This window comes from Allorhizobium sp. Av2 (assembly GCF_021462805.2).
GTDB classification, from domain to species: domain Bacteria; phylum Pseudomonadota; class Alphaproteobacteria; order Rhizobiales; family Rhizobiaceae; genus Allorhizobium; species Allorhizobium vitis_G.
Window position 1 is genome coordinate 466,800 of the sequence record NZ_CP192696.1, and the last position, 17,739, is coordinate 484,538.

The 17,739-nt window shown below is 58.4% G+C and carries 14 protein-coding genes; 9 read left to right on the forward strand and 5 right to left on the reverse strand.

The window, feature by feature from the left end:
- Nucleotides 1–50: 50 nt before the first annotated feature.
- From FS819_RS02260 to FS819_RS02275, 4 genes are all read right to left on the reverse strand, one after another.
- On the reverse strand, nucleotides 51–1,883 hold the full coding sequence (locus FS819_RS02260; RefSeq protein WP_156548478.1) for a methyl-accepting chemotaxis protein: 1,833 nt from the start codon (nucleotides 1,881–1,883) through the stop codon (nucleotides 51–53).
- Between the two features lie 207 nt (nucleotides 1,884–2,090).
- Nucleotides 2,091–2,522, reverse strand: coding sequence for a plant virulence effector HPE1-like domain-containing protein (locus tag FS819_RS02265; RefSeq protein ID WP_156548476.1), 432 nt, complete (start codon nucleotides 2,520–2,522; stop codon nucleotides 2,091–2,093).
- A 99-nt stretch (nucleotides 2,523–2,621) separates the two neighbouring features.
- The gene (purD, locus tag FS819_RS02270; protein WP_156548474.1) at nucleotides 2,622–3,902 is read right to left on the reverse strand and encodes a phosphoribosylamine--glycine ligase; all 1,281 of its coding nucleotides are present in this window, start codon (nucleotides 3,900–3,902) and stop codon (nucleotides 2,622–2,624) included.
- A gap of 53 nt (nucleotides 3,903–3,955) precedes the next feature.
- Nucleotides 3,956–5,020, reverse strand: coding sequence for an acyltransferase family protein (locus tag FS819_RS02275; protein WP_197434181.1), 1,065 nt, complete (start codon nucleotides 5,018–5,020; stop codon nucleotides 3,956–3,958).
- A gap of 232 nt (nucleotides 5,021–5,252) precedes the next feature.
- Between FS819_RS02275 and FS819_RS02280 the strand changes: the two genes are divergently transcribed.
- The 5 genes from FS819_RS02280 to dmeF all read left to right on the forward strand — a co-directional run bounded on the left by FS819_RS02280 (nucleotide 5,253) and on the right by dmeF (nucleotide 11,457).
- Complete coding sequence (locus FS819_RS02280; RefSeq protein WP_156548470.1) at nucleotides 5,253–7,565, forward strand: Tex family protein; 2,313 nt, start codon at nucleotides 5,253–5,255, stop codon at nucleotides 7,563–7,565.
- Between the two features lie 234 nt (nucleotides 7,566–7,799).
- On the forward strand, nucleotides 7,800–9,056 hold the full coding sequence (locus tag FS819_RS02285) for a cyclopropane fatty acid synthase (protein ID WP_156548467.1): 1,257 nt from the start codon (nucleotides 7,800–7,802) through the stop codon (nucleotides 9,054–9,056).
- Nucleotides 9,057–9,128: 72 nt separating this feature from the next.
- Nucleotides 9,129–10,082 (forward strand): 4-hydroxybenzoate octaprenyltransferase, encoded by a 954-nt coding sequence (gene ubiA, locus FS819_RS02290; RefSeq protein WP_156629828.1) that lies wholly within the window; start codon nucleotides 9,129–9,131, stop codon nucleotides 10,080–10,082.
- Nucleotides 10,083–10,156: 74 nt separating this feature from the next.
- Nucleotides 10,157–10,432 (forward strand): metal/formaldehyde-sensitive transcriptional repressor, encoded by a 276-nt coding sequence (locus FS819_RS02295; protein ID WP_156548463.1) that lies wholly within the window; start codon nucleotides 10,157–10,159, stop codon nucleotides 10,430–10,432.
- A complete protein-coding gene (dmeF, locus tag FS819_RS02300; RefSeq protein ID WP_156548454.1) occupies nucleotides 10,429–11,457 on the forward strand; it encodes a CDF family Co(II)/Ni(II) efflux transporter DmeF in 1,029 nt (342 codons plus the stop codon). Before FS819_RS02295 ends, dmeF begins: the two co-directional genes overlap by 4 nt.
- A 121-nt stretch (nucleotides 11,458–11,578) precedes the next feature.
- On the opposite strand, the gene FS819_RS02305 is transcribed toward dmeF, so the two are convergent.
- A complete protein-coding gene (locus tag FS819_RS02305; RefSeq protein ID WP_060719132.1) occupies nucleotides 11,579–12,145 on the reverse strand; it encodes a DUF6101 family protein in 567 nt (188 codons plus the stop codon).
- A 593-nt stretch (nucleotides 12,146–12,738) separates the two neighbouring features.
- Between FS819_RS02305 and FS819_RS02310 the strand changes: the two genes are divergently transcribed.
- The 4 genes from FS819_RS02310 to modC all read left to right on the forward strand — a co-directional run bounded on the left by FS819_RS02310 (nucleotide 12,739) and on the right by modC (nucleotide 17,730).
- Complete coding sequence (locus FS819_RS02310) at nucleotides 12,739–14,922, forward strand: DUF1217 domain-containing protein (protein ID WP_156548451.1); 2,184 nt, start codon at nucleotides 12,739–12,741, stop codon at nucleotides 14,920–14,922.
- 168 nt (nucleotides 14,923–15,090) lie between these two features.
- A complete protein-coding gene (gene modA / locus FS819_RS02315; RefSeq protein WP_156548449.1) occupies nucleotides 15,091–15,909 on the forward strand; it encodes a molybdate ABC transporter substrate-binding protein in 819 nt (272 codons plus the stop codon).
- A gap of 31 nt (nucleotides 15,910–15,940) precedes the next feature.
- A complete protein-coding gene (gene modB / locus FS819_RS02320) occupies nucleotides 15,941–16,636 on the forward strand; it encodes a molybdate ABC transporter permease subunit (protein ID WP_156548447.1) in 696 nt (231 codons plus the stop codon).
- Entirely contained in the window at nucleotides 16,636–17,730 is a 1,095-nt protein-coding gene (gene modC, locus FS819_RS02325; RefSeq protein ID WP_322192664.1) for a molybdenum ABC transporter ATP-binding protein, read from the forward strand. The genes modB and modC overlap by 1 nt, the downstream gene beginning before the upstream one ends.
- The last annotated feature ends 9 nt before the right edge of the window (nucleotides 17,731–17,739 follow it).

Below are 17,739 nucleotides of genomic sequence, written 5' to 3' on the forward strand. Positions count from 1 at the left end.
CAAAAGCCGCCGGATTGCTCCGACGGCTTTTGTCTCGGGAGTGATCTGTTTCAGCCAGCCCGGCGCATCTGCTGGGCCATGCCACTGAGCGCCGCGCCATCACCCGGCTGGTTGACGCGAAATCCCTGTATCAGGTTGAGAAGGTCGCCGGTGTCATTGGCGAGAACCTCGGCTGAGGCCGTGGTTTCCTCGGCCATGGCGGCATTCTGCTGGGTGGTGGTGTCGAGCACGTTGAGCGCGGACGAGATTGAGCGCAGGGTGGTATCCTGTTCCTGGGCGCTGGCGGCAATCCGCGCCACCACCTCGTTGGCCTCGGTGATCTGGGTGGAGATCCGCTTCAGAGCCTCACCGGTGCGGCCCACCAGTTGCACGCCTTCCGTGACCTGGGCAGAGGAGCGCGCGATCTGCGCCTTGATTTCCTTGGCGGCTGCCGCCGAGCGTTGTGCCAGTTCGCGCACTTCCTGAGCGACGACCGCAAACCCCTTGCCGCTTTCGCCGGCACGCGCGGCCTCCACACCGGCATTCAGCGCCAGAAGGTTGGTCTGGAAGGCAATCTCGTCGATCACCCCGATGATCTTGGTGATTTCCTCAGAGGATTTTTCGATGCCGCTCATCGCCTCAATGGCGTGGCCGACAATGCCGTCGCTCTGCTGGGCTTCCTGGCTGACCGATTTCACCCGGCTTGCCGCCTCGCGGGCGCCATCGGCGGTCTGGCGGATCGCTACGGTCAACTCGTCCAAGGCTGCCGAAGTTTCTTCCAGATTGGCGGCCTGGCGTTCGGTGCGGGTCGCAAGCTCGCCGGAGGCGCGGCGGATTTCTTCCTTGCTGATGCTGATATCGTTGCCCTTCAGGTTGACGCGGGCCATGGCCTGCTCCAGCCGGGTCAGGGCATCGTTGAAATTATCGCGCAGATTCTCATACTTTGCACCGAGATCGGCACAGCGCACGGTCAGATCGCCGGTTGCCAGCTTTTCCAGCGAGGCGCCGATGGTCGCCACCACATGCGCCTGGGCGCGGGCCTCTTCGGCTTGCCGGTCGGCATTCTGCTGGCGCTCGCTGTCCAGTTCGCGCTGCTGTTCCTCCTGGCGGGCCACCATGGCATGGCGTTCGCGCACCTTTTCCTGCAAGGATTTTGTGGCCTTGGCCATCATGCCGACTTCATTGCTCATATTGGTATGGGGAATGGTCAGCGTAACATTTTCATCGGCCACGGCCCGCAGCGCATCGTGAATGGCCGTCAGCGGTCGCGAAATGCCACGGATCACCACATAAGCAGCGGCAAGACCGATGACGAAGACGATCAGGCCCATGGAAATGGCTTTGAAGATTGCCGCATTCACCTCCGCATCGAGATCGTCCATGTAGAGGCCGGTCACAACCACGACGCCCCAGGGCTCAAAGGCCTTGGCGTAGGAACTCTTGCGGAAATCATTGCCTTCCTGGCCTGGCTTTGGACCGTAGAAGTCGGTGCGCCCACCGCCTTCGCGGCCAAGCTTGACCAGTTCGTCACGATAGGCAAAGCCCTTGCTATCGGCCTTGCCCTTGAAATTCTGCCCGACGCGCTTCGGATCGGGATGAAACAGCATGTTCACATCATAGTCATAGCCGAAGAAATAGCCGTCGGGATCGAATTTCAGCGCGTTGATCGTCTCATAGGCCTGCTTTTGTGCATCGGCCCGCGATAGAGTACCTGCCACCTCCTTGGCATTGTAAAGCTTCATCACCGAAATGGCGGTTTCCACCTCGGTGCGCAGCATTTCATAGCGTTGGGTATAGATGGTTTGCTCTGAGGAGCGGATCTGGAAGAATGTCGCAATTGCGAAAGCCGCCATCAATCCGCCGACCAGAAGGAACAGTTGCAGCGAAATCCTGAGATTTTTCATAGGTGTCTTCCAGCCCCGATCAATTTTCAAGGAGTATAGTGGCATTTGCTAAAAAAAGCCTAAAGACAGTCCCTTGGCAGTTTTCGGTTGTATTTTATCAATAAGTGACGAATGGGTTGTGGGTCTGCGTTATGTCGCAAATGGCAAATGCACTGGCACAGTCTCAGATTGTCGCCTCATCAACACCATGGGGCCGATAGTGGGGGATTATTTCAGGCGCAGTTGCATTCTATCTGCATCGAGAGGGCGATAATCATCGCCGACGGCTGCGGTGGTCGTTGCCGTGTCCAGCCCGTCTCCGGCCAGCCCCACCAATTGATTGTCATGGTCCAGCCAGCCATCCGCCTTCTGAACGTAAGTGACGGGCGAACCGCCCAGCCAGGCTTCGGTGCGCAGCAGCTGTTTATGGCCGTTGGTATCGCGAAGCTCGATCCGCTGGGTGCCTTCCGCTAGGATTTCCTGGGCTTGTTCCGGTGCTTTTATCGGGGCGCTGGGCGGGCAGGTTGTGCAGGACATAGCCGAAATGCTGGGCGTCGCCACGTCGCCGCCACCGATTATTTCGATGGACGAGGCCTGCGCCGTCTGCACCAGCAACAGGGTGGCAAGAGTGGCGATCACGACACGCATTGACTGGCTCATCAAAGGCTAACTCCTCAAATTCATAGGGAGAGATTAGCCAAAGGATGTTGTCGTGCCGTAATCCGGAATGTTCAAATTTTATCGATTGCTCGTTTTGGATCAGGATTCCGACGGCTTTTCGCGGGCAATCGCCTGCCAGCCGATATCGCTGCGGCTGAAACCATTGTCCCACTCGACTTGCCGGGCCAGCGCATAGGCCTTTGCCTGGGCTTCAGCCACCGTCTTGCCGCGGGCCGTGGCGTTCAGCACGCGTCCGCCGGTGGCAATCAATTGGCCGTCCTTCAGGGCGGTGCCGGCATGGAAAACCTTTGCTTCATCGCTGGCGGCAGGAACGGCGGCAATCGGGGTATTTCTGGTGAAACTGCCGGGATAACCCTTGGAGGCCAGCACCACAGTCAGCGCCGGGTCGTCGTGCCACTCGGCTGAAACCTTATCCAGCGTGCCTGACGCGCAGGCATGCAGCAGTGGCAGGAGATCGCTTTTCAGCCGCATCATCAGCACCTGGCATTCCGGGTCGCCAAAGCGGACATTGTATTCGATCAGTTCGGGGCCTTTTTCGGTGATCATCAACCCTGCAAAGAACACCCCGGAAAACGGCATGCCCAGTTCCGCCATGCCGCGCATGGTCGGCTCGATGATCTCGCGCAAGGTGCGCTCCACCATGTCAGGCGTCATCACGGGGGCAGGTGAATAGGCACCCATGCCGCCGGTATTGGGGCCGGTATCGCCATCGCCGACCCGCTTATGGTCCTGGGCGGTGGCCAGCGGCAGCAGCGTCTTGCCGTCACACAGGCAGAAGAAGCTGGCTTCCTCACCATCCAGAAACGCTTCCACCACCACTTCGGCGCCAGCGGCCCCGAAGGCGCCTTCGAAACAATCGTCGATAGCCGACAGCGCCTCGTCCAGCGTCATCGCCACGGTCACGCCCTTGCCAGCCGCCAGACCATCGGCCTTGATAACGATTGGCGCGCCCTGCTGGCGCACATAGGCCTTGGCTTTCGGCGCATTGTTGAAGCGCTGATAGGCACCTGTCGGGATATTGAAGCGGGCGCAGACATCCTTGGTAAAGCCCTTGGAGCCTTCCAGTTGCGCGGCTGCCGCCGATGGACCGAAAACGGTGAGGCCTGCGGCGCGCAAGGCATCGGCAAGGCCCGCCACCAGCGGTGCTTCCGGTCCGACCACGACGAAATCCACTGCCTTGTCCTTGCAGAAGGCGATGACGGCGGCGTGGTCGTCGATGTTGATGTCGACCAGTTCGGCATGTTCGGCAATGCCGGGATTGCCTGGGGCGGCGTAGAAGGCGCCGATCAGCGGCGATTGGGCAAGCTTCCAGGCCAGCGCATGTTCACGTCCACCCGAACCGATCAGCAGAATATTCATGGCACAGCCCTCTGGAAAACCTGCCCGGCGGTTAAGGCGGGCAGCCGAAAAGGTCAAGAGGAAAGCTGCGTCGTCGCTGGAATGGCTGGTTTGCCTTCGGATGCCGAGGCTGGAAAACGGGCTTTCCACAGGCCGAGAAAGAAACGCCGGGACGGTTTTTCAATCATGCTGTAGCTGAGTGATGCCGCCACAAGGCTGGCGAAAATCATGATGAGGGCGCAAAGCCAGCCGGGGAGGGTGTCGCCAAACGCGCTGCGCAGCGCCGTGAGTGTCAGGAAGCTGACCGGCATGTGGAAGAGATAGAGTGAAAAGCTGATACGTCCTGCAAAGCGCAGTGGAGCCGAGGCCAGCACCGCCTTGGAGAGCGGCGCTTCGCAGGCGGCGAGATAGACTATGATAGTGGCGATCAGCGCCGTTGATGTACCCCAGAAGACATTGGCGGCGGCATAAAAGCTTTGGCCGAGAAAGAACAGGGCGATCAACCCAAGGACCACGAGACCGGACAGCGCCGTTGCGGGTCGGCAATAGCCAGCGGAAAACACCCGGCCTGCCAGAGCGCCGAACAGGAAATAGGGAATTTTCGACAGCAGCACGATGCCGGGGCCGGGAAAGCCGAGATACATGGCGATGGCGAATCCACCGGCGATGGCTGCGCAAAGGCCGGGGCGCTTGGCCGGATTTTCGAAACACAGCCAGAGGAGCAGGAAAAACAGATAGAACTGGATTTCCGGTGGCACCGACCAAAACACGCCGCTGGAGCCGATCATGGCGATATGGCGGAAGATCTCCACCAGACCTGTAACCGACTGGATATAGTGCAGCGCCGGAATGGCCGAGAGCAGGACGACCAGCAGCACCGCGACCAGATAGACCGGATAGATCCGCACGAAGCGATGCACGAGATAATCGGCCATGCTGGCGCGGGTGAAGGGCTTTGTGCTGTAAAGATGGGCCATCAGGAAGCCACTGAGCGAGAAGAACAGCGCCACGGAGGGGTCGCCGACCAGCAGGGCCGGAAGGCTAATGCCAAGCAGCAAGGGCATATGCGAGAGCACCACGGCAAAGGCAGCAAGGCCGCGCAACCCGTCAAGACTTTGGATATACTGGATTTTATTCATCGCTGACCCGTTCCTGGCAGGGTGTGCCTGCTCCATTTTGAACTATAGGGGCAGTGGAGAAAAAGTGAATGGTCATAAATGGTTAACCCTGCTCGGCGGGTGTTTTCCTAGCGGAATGGTTAACCCGCAGGTTGATCTTCTGGCGGCTTTCCTGTGGAGTCGCGCTGCTTGGCTGTTGTGTTGCCCGATTGGCTGGCTACAGTGCGCGCCGCACGATCAAGAAGGACGTTTCATGGCCGACGATATCAAATCCATTGCCGCACTGATTGCGAGCGAGATCAATGCCCGAGCCGATCAGGTGATCTCTGCGGTGGATTTGCTGGATGGTGGCGCCACGGTTCCTTTCATCGCCCGCTACCGCAAGGAAGTCACCGGCGGGCTTGATGATACGCAATTGCGCAATCTGGCCGAGCGCTTGACCTATCTGCGGGAGCTTGGCGCGCGCCGCAAGGCGATTGTCGACAGCATTACCTCACAAGACAAGATGACCGATGAACTGGCCATCAAGATTGCCCGCACCACCACCAAGGCCGAGCTGGAAGACATCTATCTGCCCTATAAGCCCAAGCGCCGCACCCGTGCCGAAATTGCCCGTGAAAAGGGTTTGGAGCCGCTGGCCAATGCGATTTGGGAAGACCGCACCGGCGATCCGGCCAAGCTGGCAGAGGCCTATGTGAAGGGCGACGTGGCCGACGTCAAAGCGGCACTGGAAGGCGCCCGCGATATCGTGGCCGAAGCCATGGCGGAAAATGCCGATCTGTTGAAGAGCCTGCGCAATTATTTGAAAGACAAGGCCATTCTCTATGCCAAGGTGGTCGATGGCAAACAGGCGTCTGGCGAGAAATTCGCCGATTATTTCGACCATTTCGAGCGCTGGGCGACGGTGCCGGGCCACCGGGCCTTGGCCATGCTGCGTGGCTGGAACGAAGAGATTTTGACGCTGACCATCGAGGCGGACAAGGACGATACTTCACTGATCAAGCCCACCCATCGGATAATTGCGTCAGCCTATCAGATCTGCCAAAAAGGCCCCGCCGACCAATGGCTGATGGAGGTGGCGGGCTGGACCTGGCGGGTGAAGCTCTCCATGTCACTATCGCTGGATTTGATGCGCGATCTGCGTGAGCGGGCCGAGGAAGAGGCCATTCACGTTTTTGCCCGCAATCTCAAGGATTTGCTGCTGGCGGCCCCTGCCGGTTCGCGCCCTACCATGGGGCTTGATCCGGGTATCCGCACCGGCGTGAAAGTGGCGGTGGTGGATGGCACCGGCAAGGTGCTGGAAACCACGACGGTCTATCCTTTCCCACCGAAAAACGACATTCGCGGCACCCAGGCCGAGCTGGCGGGCCTGATCCGCAAGCATGGCGTTGACCTGATCTCCATCGGCAATGGCACCGGCAGCCGCGAGACGGAAAAGCTGGTGGCCGATATGCTGACGCAATTGCCCGCGACCGGCAAAAAGCCCACCAAGGTGATCGTCTCGGAAGCTGGCGCCTCGGTTTATTCGGCGTCGGAACTGGCCGCCAAGGAATTCCCCAATCTCGATGTCTCCTTGCGCGGTGCGGTGTCGATTGCGCGGCGTCTGCAAGACCCGCTGGCGGAACTGGTGAAGATTGACCCAAAATCCATCGGCGTTGGCCAGTATCAGCATGATGTCGATCAGGGCCGTCTAGGCCGTTCGCTGGATGCCGTGGTCGAAGATGCGGTGAATGCAGTGGGCGTTGATCTCAACACGGCATCGGCTCCGCTTCTGGCGCGGGTGTCGGGGTTGGGCGGCTCGATAGCCGAGGCGATTGTCGCGCATCGTGATCAGACCGGTCCTTTTTCCAGTCGCAAGGATCTGTTGAAAGTGGCTCGGCTCGGTGCGCGCACCTTCGAGCAATGCGCCGGATTCCTGCGCATTCCCGATGGCAAGGAACCGCTGGATGCTTCGTCTGTTCACCCGGAAGCCTATGGCGTGGCTAAGAAAATCGTCGCTGCCTGCGGGCGGGATCTGCGCACGCTGATGGGCGATAGCAGCCTGTTGAAAGGGCTGGACCCGCGCCAGTTTGTCGATGAGCAGTTTGGTCTGCCTACGGTGAAGGACATTCTGGCGGAATTGGAAAAGCCGGGCCGTGACCCGCGCCCGAGCTTTAAGACTGCCACCTTTGCCGATGGTGTGGAAGAAATCACCGATCTGAAGCCCGGCATGTTGCTGGAAGGCACGGTCACCAATGTCGCGGCCTTCGGGGCCTTTGTCGATATTGGCGTGCATCAGGATGGCTTGGTTCATGTGTCGCAACTGGCCGACAAATTCGTCAAAGACCCGCATGAGGTGGTGAAAGCCGGTGATGTGGTGAAAGTCCGGGTGGTCGAGGTGGACGTGAAGCGCAAGCGCATTGCGCTCACCATGCGCAAGGATGGGGGAGAAGCCCCGCCGCCGTCGGCGCGCGATAATCGTGGCCCGGCGGTGGTGCGCAATGCCAACCCTAAACCGGCCCGTGATGAAAAGCCGGCGATGGGTGGCCTGGGGGCGGCCCTTGCCGAGGCGATGCGCAAGAAATAACGCCTCACCAGCATCGGACCTAAAACCGATGTCCGTTTTTCGGTCCGATGCACTGTAAACCATTGAGAGAACATAAAACACGCGCACATCCTGAGGTGATCGCGCGTTTTGCTTTTCGGAAAAGTTCCCTGAGTTTTTGAAGGTTATGTGACAAAAGCATACTTGTCAGCGCCATTGGAGAGGATAGGGTTGCCGTTAGCGGACAGGCAATCTCTTTCCTTTCAGGAGGTGTCAATGGCATCGTCTCTTCGTGGCATGTTGATGAGGATCATCCGAAAAGGCACGCTGGAGGTCATCGGGGCCGATGGCCAGATGCAGCGTTTCGGAGATGGTTCGGGGCCGCCGATTGCGATCCATTTCTTCGATGACCAGGCAGAAGACGAGATCTATCGCGATGCACAGCTAAAGCTGGGTGAGATCTACATGCAGGGCCGCATGGCCTTCGAAAAAGGCGATATCTACGACCTGCTGGCACTGGTGAAAACCAATACGCTGGTGTCCGACCTGACCTTTCCGATGGTCTGGCGCGGACTGCTGCGAGTGGTGGCAGCGAAAGTGCGGGGGGCTTTGCCGGTCAATCGCAACCAGCGCAATGTCGCCCATCATTATGATCTCAGCGCCAAGCTGTTCGACCTGTTTCTGGACGAGGACTGGCAATATTCCTGCGCCTATTTCAACCCGCCGGGCATTTCGCTGGAAGAGGCGCAGTTGGCGAAGAAACGCCACATCGCCGCAAAGCTGATGGCCGAGCCGGGCCAGCGGGTGTTGGAAATCGGCTCCGGCTGGGGCGGCATGGGGATCTATCTGGCGGAGACCTGCGGCGTCGATGTTAGCGGTATCACGCTCAGCGAAGAACAGTTGAAGGTATCGCGCGAACGGGCGCGCAAACGCGGTCTCGACGAAAGGCTGCGGTTCGACTTGCAGGATTACCGCACACTGAAGGCCCAGCCGTTTGATCGGCTGGTGTCGGTCGGCATGTTCGAGCATGTCGGCCCAACCCATTATCTGCATTATTTCCGCAAGGTGCATGAGCTGATGCAGGATGATGGGGTGATGATCCTGCATTCGATCGGACAGCCCTATCCGGCGCTCTACAACAATCCGTTCTTTGAGAAGTATATCTTCCCCGGCGGTTATATTCCCTCGTTTGCCGAAGTCCTGCCGGCTATTGAAAAATCCGGCCTGCTGGTGGCCGATTGCGAAATTCTGCCGATGCATTACGCCCATACCCTGAGACACTGGCGAGAGCGATTCCTGGCGCGCCGCGAAGAGGCGGCGCGGCTTTATGACGAACGCTTTGTGCGGATGTGGGAGTTTTACCTCGCAGGCTCAGAAATGGCCTTCACCCATGAGGATTTCTTCATTTTCCAGCTGCAAATCACCAAGAAGCGGATGAGTGTGCCTGACAATCGCGACTATATCGCTGGGCGTGAAGAGGCGCTGAAGGCGGCGGAAGCGTTGCGCGCACCCTTGGAAAAGGTGCGGTTCTGAACGTCGAGGTGTCTGTTGGCCAAGGTTTAAGGATAGTTTTCTTGGGCGCGGATTTGAGCTATCACTTCGATCATGAGCACCGCCAGCGACACCACCGCCCGCGTCCAGGACGCGCTTTCCGATAATTGGGTCTACCGCCTGTTGCCACGGGCGGTCTGGCCCTATGCGCAGCTGGCCCGCTGGGACCGGCCGATCGGCTGGGAATTGCTGATGTGGCCGTGCTTCTGGTCATCGGCGCTGGCCGCCAATTTTCTGGCATCTGGCGGGGCGCTGCCGGTCCTTACCTTCATGGCTCACCTCCTGCTGTTTTTCATCGGCTCCGTTGCCATGCGCGGTGCCGGTTGCACCTATAATGATCTGGTCGATGAAAAAATCGATATGGAGGTTGCCCGCACCCGCTCGCGCCCCTTGCCTTCGGGGCGGGTCACTCGCCGCCAGGCCAAACTGTTCATCGTCGCGCAGGCGGTGGTTGGTGCGGCGGTGCTGTTCTGCTTTAACGGCTTTTCCATTCTGCTTGGCCTGGCGTCTCTGGCCATCGTGGTGATCTATCCCTTCGCCAAGCGCTTTACCGATTGGCCACAGTTTTTCCTTGGTCTGGCGTTTTCCTGGGGCGGGTTGATGGGCTGGGCCGGGCTGACGGGGTCGATGTCTATTGCCGCCGTGCTGCTCTATGTCGCCGCCGTCGTCTGGACCATCGGCTATGATACGATCTATGCCCATCAGGACAAGGAGGACGACGCCCTGATCGGCGTTCGTTCCACCGCGAGGCTGTTTGCCGAGGACACCAAGATCTGGCTCTCCGGATTTTACGGAGCGATGGGCCTGTTGCTGGCCCTGTCCTTCCTCTCGGCTGGTGCCGGTTTCCCCGCCTATCTCGGCCTGCTTGTCGCGCTCGTCCTGCTCGGCTACCAGATCAAGGTGCTGGATATCAACAATCCGGTTCAGTGTTTGGCGCTGTTCAAGCTGAATGGCAAGGTTGGGCTGATCCTGTTTATCGGTCTGGTTGTTGCTATTCCCTTCGCCTGATCACTCGGCCCGACGGCTATGGAATATAAGAAATTCCTTGTATTTCCTCTCAAAATAGGGTAGCCCCCTATACTATGGGCCATACAATCAAACACCAGGCCAAGCTTCTCGCCCGCGTCCGCCGGATGAAGGGACAGATGGAGGCCATCGAAACCGCGCTTCTGGCGGAAAAGCCATGCGGCGATATCATGAACCTGACGGCCTCTGTGCGGGGAGCCCTGACCGGGCTGATGACCGAACTGGTCGAAGAGCATATCCGCGAGCATATCGTTGCCGAAGATCTCGGCGCCTCAGAGCGTCATCAAGGCGCCGACGAACTCATCGACGTGATCAGGAGCTACCTGAAATGACCCAGGACCCGACGCCTCAAGGCCACGATTCTCATCAGCATCCCCCTCATGACCACCATCCGCATGGGCAAGAGGGGCATGTTCATCCGCATCCGCATGGGCCGGGCAATCGCCACAGCCATGTCTTTCTTGGCAGAGACCATCAGCGCAACGAGCGTCGCACCTGGGCAGTGATCGGCGTCACCACCGTGATGATGGTGGTGGAAATCGTCGCGGGCAATCTGTTCGGCTCCATGGCGCTGACGGCGGATGGCTGGCATATGGCCACCCATGCCGGGGCGATTTTTGTTTCGGCGCTCGCCTATAGCCTGGCGCGGCGCCATGCTGATAACAGTGGTTTTACCTTCGGAACCGGCAAATTCGGCGATCTCGCCGCCTTTTCCAGCGCGATTTTTCTCGGCCTTGTGGCGGTTATCATCGCCTGGGAAAGCCTCTGGCGGGTGTTTCAGCCGGTCGCCATCAACTTTAGCGAGGCCATCGTCATCGCCACCATCGGCCTGGCCGTTAACTTGGTCTGCGCCCTGCTGCTTCAGGAAGACCATCATCATGGACACGGCCATCACGCCCATTCTGAAGCGCCCGGCAGCCATGGCGGTCGCGACCGTAATTTGCGCGCTGCCTATATCCATGTGCTGGCGGATGCGCTGACATCTGTCATGGCGATTGCAGCCTTGCTGCTCGGCAGTCTTTTCGGCTGGCTCTGGCTCGATCCGCTGATCGGCATCGCAGGCGCGGTGGTCATTGGTAGCTGGGCCTTCGGCCTGATGCGCGATAGCGGCATGGTTCTTCTCGATCATGTCGCCGATTCCGAAGACCTTTCCGGCACTATCCGCCGGGTGATCGAAGCGGAAGGGGCCGACATTGCCGATCTCCATGTCTGGCAATTGGGCCCCGGTCATCACGGCGCCATCGTTTCGCTGGTGGCGCGCGAGCCGCAATCTCCAGCCTGGTACCGCGAAAAATTGTCCCAGATTGCCGCTCTGTCGCATGTGACTGTCGAGGTTGAGCGCGCCGAGGCGGCATAGTCCCCGCCAACACACAGATATGATGGAGGAATTTTTCCGGGGTGCGTCGCCTCAAAACGAAACATGGCCCGCCTTTTCCGGCGAGCCATGTTAAAATATTCACGTATCGACAACCGCTCTGTTAACGGCGGGCGATGATTTCCTTGCCGGAAATTTTCATCGCAACGCCCAGCGAACCGGTGGTGCGGCGGACCAGAAAGCGCGGACGACGCTCTGCAAAATAGGAATGGCGGCGACGGCTGCGCGGCGGCTCGGCGCGCAATTCGCCCAGATGCTCTTCCAGCGGCCGGGCAACGCCATCGGCCTCGACCATCAGCATCGGAATGCGGAAGGTTTCAGCCCAGCTGCGCCAGTCGGCGGCAATATCGCAGAGATCATGGGCAACCAGCAGCGGAATGCACAGGTCCGGATCGGCGTGATGCAGTTCCAGCGTCACGGTCACTTCTCCATTGCCATGGTCGATGGCACGGGCGGCAATCCCCTTGAAAGCCCGGGCTGGAAGGGCAAAGGACATCGGCAAGCCGCTGGCCGGAAGGATCTTGCGCAGCACGGCACCGCGCTCGTCGAGTGTAACGGAGACATTGCCGGAAGCATCGCGCAACGTATAAGTCACATGTTGCGGAAACCGTGATGGTTCCAGTCGAAACGTTGCTCCGGCCCAGACGGGCTTCATAACCGTGTTCGTCATCTTACTACCCTTGTTTTACCTGAGAGCCGTTATTGCATCTGCTCTTTTCACTGGGACTTTTCGTCCTCTGAGGCCAAAGATAGCCTTGCCGGGTTCCGGACCGCTTAAAAATCGCGGTTAAGAAAACTTTGCCGTTCCAGATGGTTATCGAATTGCCAGCGCTAACGGTTTCGATTTGGTGAACGGCTTTTGTAAAATTGTGAAGGATTAGTTAAGAGTATTCTACTATGTTTGGATGATAATGCTACGACAACCTGCATCGGTCACCAACCTTTATTGGTATGATCGTTGAGTGTTGCAATACGTGTAGAACTGCCGGAAAATTGCTTTTGGGTTGTGTTTGGCAGGTTGTAGTTTGAATGCCGCAAATGGAATGCGGCGGGCGCCAGGCATGTGAGTATCTCTTGCTTGACGCCATTCTGCCTAGCGGCAAAAGCTAGGAGCAAGGCAGGTAGGCCATGATGGGTTACCCGACATTCGCATGACGCAACCGGCCAGGGGTGGTTAGGGGCAGGGTTATGCGGTGATTGAGGGCGTTGCAGCCAGGGACGTGGCGGGCGGCGCTTTTGGAGCTTATCGAGGAACGCAGTGCCATGGTGTCTACTTATGTCGGTTATGATCTTGTCAATCGCGATATGAAAGCGAGCCTGAAGCGCGTGTCTCAGGAGCCTGAGGTGGCCCGCGAGCAGAAATATTACCAGGAGAATATCGGCAAGGTCAAAACCGTCGACGACTTCATGAACGACGACCGGCTCTACCAATATACGATGAAGGCCAACGGTCTGGAAGACATGACCTATGCCAAGGCCTTCATGAAAAAGGTGCTGGAAAGCGATCTGTCCGACGAAAACAGCTATGCCAACAAGCTGTCCGACGACCGTTACCGCGATTTTGCCCGATCCTTCAATTTTTCCGCCGAGACCGCCGATATCCAGACCGACAAGCAGGAAGAGGATGTGATTGGCCTCTACAAGCAATCGCTGGTGACCGAAGGCGACGATGCCAAGGAAGAGGTGCAATATTACGATTCCGCTATCGACAAGGTCACCAATGTCGATGACCTCTTGAAAAACAGTCGTCTGACCAAATTCGTGCTCGAATCCTATGGGCTCGACACCAAATATTATTCCACCGACCATTTGAAAAAGGTCCTGACCAGCGATGTCAACGACAGTACAAGTTACGTCAATACGCTGACCACCAACAAGTCGGATTACCTGAATATCGCCAAAGCCTTTTCCTTCAATACCGACGGTTCGCTGAAAAACGCCACGGCCCAGACCTCCGATCAGAAAACGGAGATGGAAGATCTTTATCTGGAGGAAGTTCCCAGCACCGAGACCGCCTACCAGGCCGAGCGCGAAGCCGCCTACTACAAGGAAAAGATTGCTAACGTCACCAAGTCCTCGGATATTACGGGGGATTCGCGGCTGTTCAGCTATGTGAAGACTGCCCTTGGCATGGACAAGAACACGCTGAAATCCACCTTTGAGAACATCGTCAGCAGCGATCTGAACGATGCCAACAGCTATGCCAATACCCAGGGCAAGGTGAAGGGTGAGTATGCCAAGATCGCTGCCATGTTCAACTTCGACACCAGCGGTAATGCTACGGCTGGAAATGCCCAGAGCGAGACCCAACTGGCCCAGACGGCGACTGGCTACATGACCAATTACGATGACGAGGACCAGGCCAATCTCAGTTCCCTGACCACCTATTATTCCACCCAGATGAAATCCATTGCCAATGTTGACGATCTGCTCGGCAATGAAAAAATCTACGATATGGTGATGAAGGCCTATGGCATTGAGACGGACGAGTTTTCCAAGGCAGAGCTTAAAAAAGTTCTGACCAGCGATATGAACGATCCCAAAAGCTATGCCAACAAGACCCGGGACGAGCGGCTGATCAGCATGGCTTCCGCCTTCAATTTCAAGGAGGATGGGACGGCTGACGTGCCGCTTCTGGCCCAATCGGAGCGCACCATTACCGAGGTGGCCAAGGACTACATCGTCCAGAAAACCCGGTTTCTGGAGGGCACGGAACAGACTGACGCCAAGACCAAGGCGGAGGAGGATTCCAAATATTACCAGGAGAATATCGTCAAGGTCACATCTGTCACGGATCTGCTCAAGGATCGCAAGCTGGTGGATTTTGGCCTGACGGCGCACGGGCTTGACCCGGAAGATGTCAGTGACGACATGCTCAAGCAGCTGTTTTCGTCTGATCTCACAGATCCGAAAAGCTTTGCCAATACCCAGGCCGACGAGAACTATGCGAAATTCGTCGCCTCCTATAATTTCGACAGTAGTGGCAAGATTTCCCAGGAAAATGCCGATGGTGTGCAGAACCGCAGTGAGACCTTTAACACCGAAAATCTCTATCTGCACCAGACCCTGGAAAATGAGCAGGGTGAAAGCGACCAGGGTGTGCGCCTTGCCCTTTACTGGGATCGCATGTCGTCGACCATTACCTCGGCCTATGACATTCTGGGCGATACGGCGCTGCTGGAAGTGTTCCGCACCGCCTATAGCCTGCCCAGCGACATGAGTAACATGGATATCGAGCAGCAGAAAAAGGTCATTGAGAAGAAAATGGACCTGAAGGATCTAAGCGATCCTGAAAAGCAGACGAAATTCCTGCAACGCTTTACGGCCATGTACGATCTTGAGAACGATACCGGCTCCTCGGCCAATGCCGCGCTGACCATTCTGGGTGGCAGCTCTTCGACCAGCGGCATCAGCGCCAGCCTGCTCGAATCCGTCAACAGCCTGTAAAGAATAAGCTATCTGTTGCATAATTCCGTCAAGTCGACGTTCCATGAGGGTCTTTGAGATCTGGTATAAACCGTGATGGTGGTGTCATCATCATGCGGGTTCACGCTTGCCCTTGTTTGCGACAACCGATATATCCCATCAGATACATCGATCAAAAGGGAACACGGGATGAAGGCAGGTTGGAAAATGGTGACCAAAGCCAGAACGACAGGCATGGATCGGCTTTTGGCGATCCTGATGGCCTTGATCCTCTTCTTCGCCCCTCAGGCCTTTGCCGCAGACCAGAGCCTGACGGTGTTTGCCGCCGCCAGCCTGAAGGAAACCATCAGCAAGATTGCCGACGACTGGAAGGCTGAGACCGGCCGGGAGGTCAAGCTGTCCTTTGCAGCGTCCTCGGCACTGGCAAAACAGATCGATGAGGGTGCCCCCGCCGACCTGTTCATCTCCGCCGACCTCAACTGGATGGACCATCTCGACAAGGGCGGTGAACTTGTGCCGGGTAGCCGCGTCAACCTGCTGGGCAACCGGATCGTGCTGGTGGCGGCGTCTTCGTCCACGGTCACGACAAAAATTGCTCCCGGTTTCGATCTGGCTGGGCTTTTGAGGGATGAGCGGCTGGCCATGGGCAATGTTGCCTCAGTGCCCGCCGGTGTCTATGGCAAGGCGGCGCTGGAAAATCTCGGTGTGTGGGCAAGCGTCAAGGACAAGGTTGCGCAGGCCGATAATGTTCGCGCCGCATTGCTGCTGGTGTCGCGTCAGGAAGCGCCGCTCGGCATCGTCTATGAAACCGATGCAAAGGTTGATCCGGCTGTGAAAATCCTGGATCGGTTCCCGGAAAACTCCCATCCGGCGATCGTCTATCCAGCAGCGGTGCTGAAGGCCTCCACCAATCCCGATGCCCAGGCGTTTCTCGCCTATCTGCAACAGCTGAAAGCTGCGGACGTGTTTAGAGCTGCCGGGTTTACGGTGTTGGCGAAGATCAATTGACAAAGCCTGTCGAGCTATGGCCCGTTGAGCCATGATTGACGCGCTCTCCGCTGACGAAATCACCGCGATCCTGCTGAGCCTGAAAGTGGCGCTGACGGCTGTTGCCGTCTCGCTACCGCTTGGCATCGGCATGGCCTGGCTGTTGTCGCGCACCTCTTTTCTAGGCCGAAGCCTGCTGGACGGGCTGGTGCATCTGCCGTTGATCCTGCCGCCTGTTGTCACCGGGTATCTGCTGCTGATCACTTTCGGGCGGCGCGGCGTGATCGGTGCCTTTCTGGATCAATGGTTCGGCCTGGTGTTTTCCTTCCGCTGGACGGGTGCGGCGCTCGCCTCCGGCATCATGGGGTTTCCCTTGATGGTGCGCGCCATCCGCCTGTCACTGGACGGGGTGGATCGCAAGCTGGAAACGGCGGCGGCGACGCTCGGCGCATCGCCGATCATGGTGTTCTTCACCGTTACCCTGCCGCTGATCCTGCCTGGCATCGCTGCCGGTGCCGTGCTGGCCTTTGCCAAGGCGATGGGTGAGTTTGGCGCGACGATTACCTTCGTGTCGAATATTCCCGGCGAAACCCAGACCCTGTCCGCCGCCATCTACACCTATACCCAGGTGCCGGGCGGCGATGCCGGGGCGCTGCGGCTGACGTTGGTTTCGGTCGTCCTTTCGCTGCTGGCGCTGCTCGCCTCCGAGCTGCTGACCCGGCGGCTGACCGTGCGGATGGCGGGCTGATGCTGGAAATCGATATCCGCCACCGCCAGGGAACGTTTGATCTTGAAGCCGATCTTCAACTGGGGTCGGGGTTGACGGCGCTGTTCGGCCCATCCGGATCGGGCAAGACCACGATGATCAATGCCGTGGCCGGATTGATTCGCCCTGATCAGGGAAGGGTCGCCTTCGAGGGTCGGGTGTGGAGCGATGCGCAGAGCGGCATTTTCCTGCCACCGCATCGCCGCCGGATCGGCTATGTCTTCCAGGAGGCGCGGCTTTTCCCGCATTTGAACGTGCGGGCCAATCTCACCTATGGCCGGTATTTCACCCCGAAAGCTGAACGACGCGAAGACTTGTCCCGGATCTGCGATCTGCTTGGGATCACCGATCTGCTGGACCGTGCGCCCAATGGGCTTTCGGGTGGAGAAAAGCAGCGGGTGGCCATTGCCCGCGCCCTGATGGCCAGCCCGAAACTTCTGCTGATGGACGAACCACTCTCGGCGCTGGACGCTGCGCTGAAGGCGCAGATCCTACCTTATATCGAGCGGATTCGCGATGAAGCGGGAGTGCCGATCCTCTATGTCAGCCATGCGGTCGAGGAAGTCACCCGGCTGGCCAGCCGGGTGGTGACGATGAGCAAAGGCCGAGCCGCAAGGGTGGACTTGGGCGAAGGGGCTTTGCTTCATCTCCCTAGGCTCGGCGACAGTCGCCCCGGTAGCTTCCTGCATGCCCATGTTAACGGCCACGCCCGCGAGGAAGGCCTGACGCTGGCAACAAGCCCTGCGGGTCCGCTCTTCCTGAAATATGCCGATCTACCGGTCGGTACCCCGATCCGCCTGTTCATCGCTGCCAGCGATCTGGTGCTGGCAACAGGCGAGACAGGTCAGCTTTCCACCCTCAATCGCTTGTCAGGCCGGGTGCAGGCGATTTTCGAGACAGGTCCCGGCATCGTCATCAGGGTCGATTGCTCCGGCCAGGTCATCGACGCCGAAATCACCCGCCGCTCGCTGACCGCCCTGGATCTGGCGCTTGGCAAGCCGGTTTCGCTGCTGTTCAAGGCGGTTTCGGTAGAGGCGGGAGGTGTTTATCGGCTACGGACGGATCCTTTGGGCTGAACCAGGGCC

What these genes read in the sequence shown, in the direction of transcription:
- FS819_RS02305 (WP_060719132.1), bottom strand. Translation starts at nt 12,145, where the DNA reads ATGACGAACACGGTTATGAAGCCCGTCTGGGCCGGAGCAACGTTTCGA.
- FS819_RS02260 (WP_156548478.1), bottom strand. Translation starts at nt 1,883, where the DNA reads ATGAAAAATCTCAGGATTTCGCTGCAACTGTTCCTTCTGGTCGGCGGA.
- ubiA (WP_156629828.1), top strand. Translation starts at nt 9,129, where the DNA reads ATGAGCACCGCCAGCGACACCACCGCCCGCGTCCAGGACGCGCTTTCC.
- FS819_RS02265 (WP_156548476.1), bottom strand. Translation starts at nt 2,522, where the DNA reads ATGAGCCAGTCAATGCGTGTCGTGATCGCCACTCTTGCCACCCTGTTG.
- FS819_RS02275 (WP_197434181.1), bottom strand. Translation starts at nt 5,020, where the DNA reads ATGAATAAAATCCAGTATATCCAAAGTCTTGACGGGTTGCGCGGCCTT.
- purD (WP_156548474.1), bottom strand. Translation starts at nt 3,902, where the DNA reads ATGAATATTCTGCTGATCGGTTCGGGTGGACGTGAACATGCGCTGGCC.
- FS819_RS02285 (WP_156548467.1), top strand. Translation starts at nt 7,800, where the DNA reads ATGGCATCGTCTCTTCGTGGCATGTTGATGAGGATCATCCGAAAAGGC.
- dmeF (WP_156548454.1), top strand. Translation starts at nt 10,429, where the DNA reads ATGACCCAGGACCCGACGCCTCAAGGCCACGATTCTCATCAGCATCCC.
- FS819_RS02310 (WP_156548451.1), top strand. Translation starts at nt 12,739, where the DNA reads ATGGTGTCTACTTATGTCGGTTATGATCTTGTCAATCGCGATATGAAA.
- modC (WP_322192664.1), top strand. Translation starts at nt 16,636, where the DNA reads ATGCTGGAAATCGATATCCGCCACCGCCAGGGAACGTTTGATCTTGAA.
- modB (WP_156548447.1), top strand. Translation starts at nt 15,941, where the DNA reads ATGATTGACGCGCTCTCCGCTGACGAAATCACCGCGATCCTGCTGAGC.
- modA (WP_156548449.1), top strand. Translation starts at nt 15,091, where the DNA reads ATGAAGGCAGGTTGGAAAATGGTGACCAAAGCCAGAACGACAGGCATG.
- FS819_RS02295 (WP_156548463.1), top strand. Translation starts at nt 10,157, where the DNA reads ATGGGCCATACAATCAAACACCAGGCCAAGCTTCTCGCCCGCGTCCGC.
- FS819_RS02280 (WP_156548470.1), top strand. Translation starts at nt 5,253, where the DNA reads ATGGCCGACGATATCAAATCCATTGCCGCACTGATTGCGAGCGAGATC.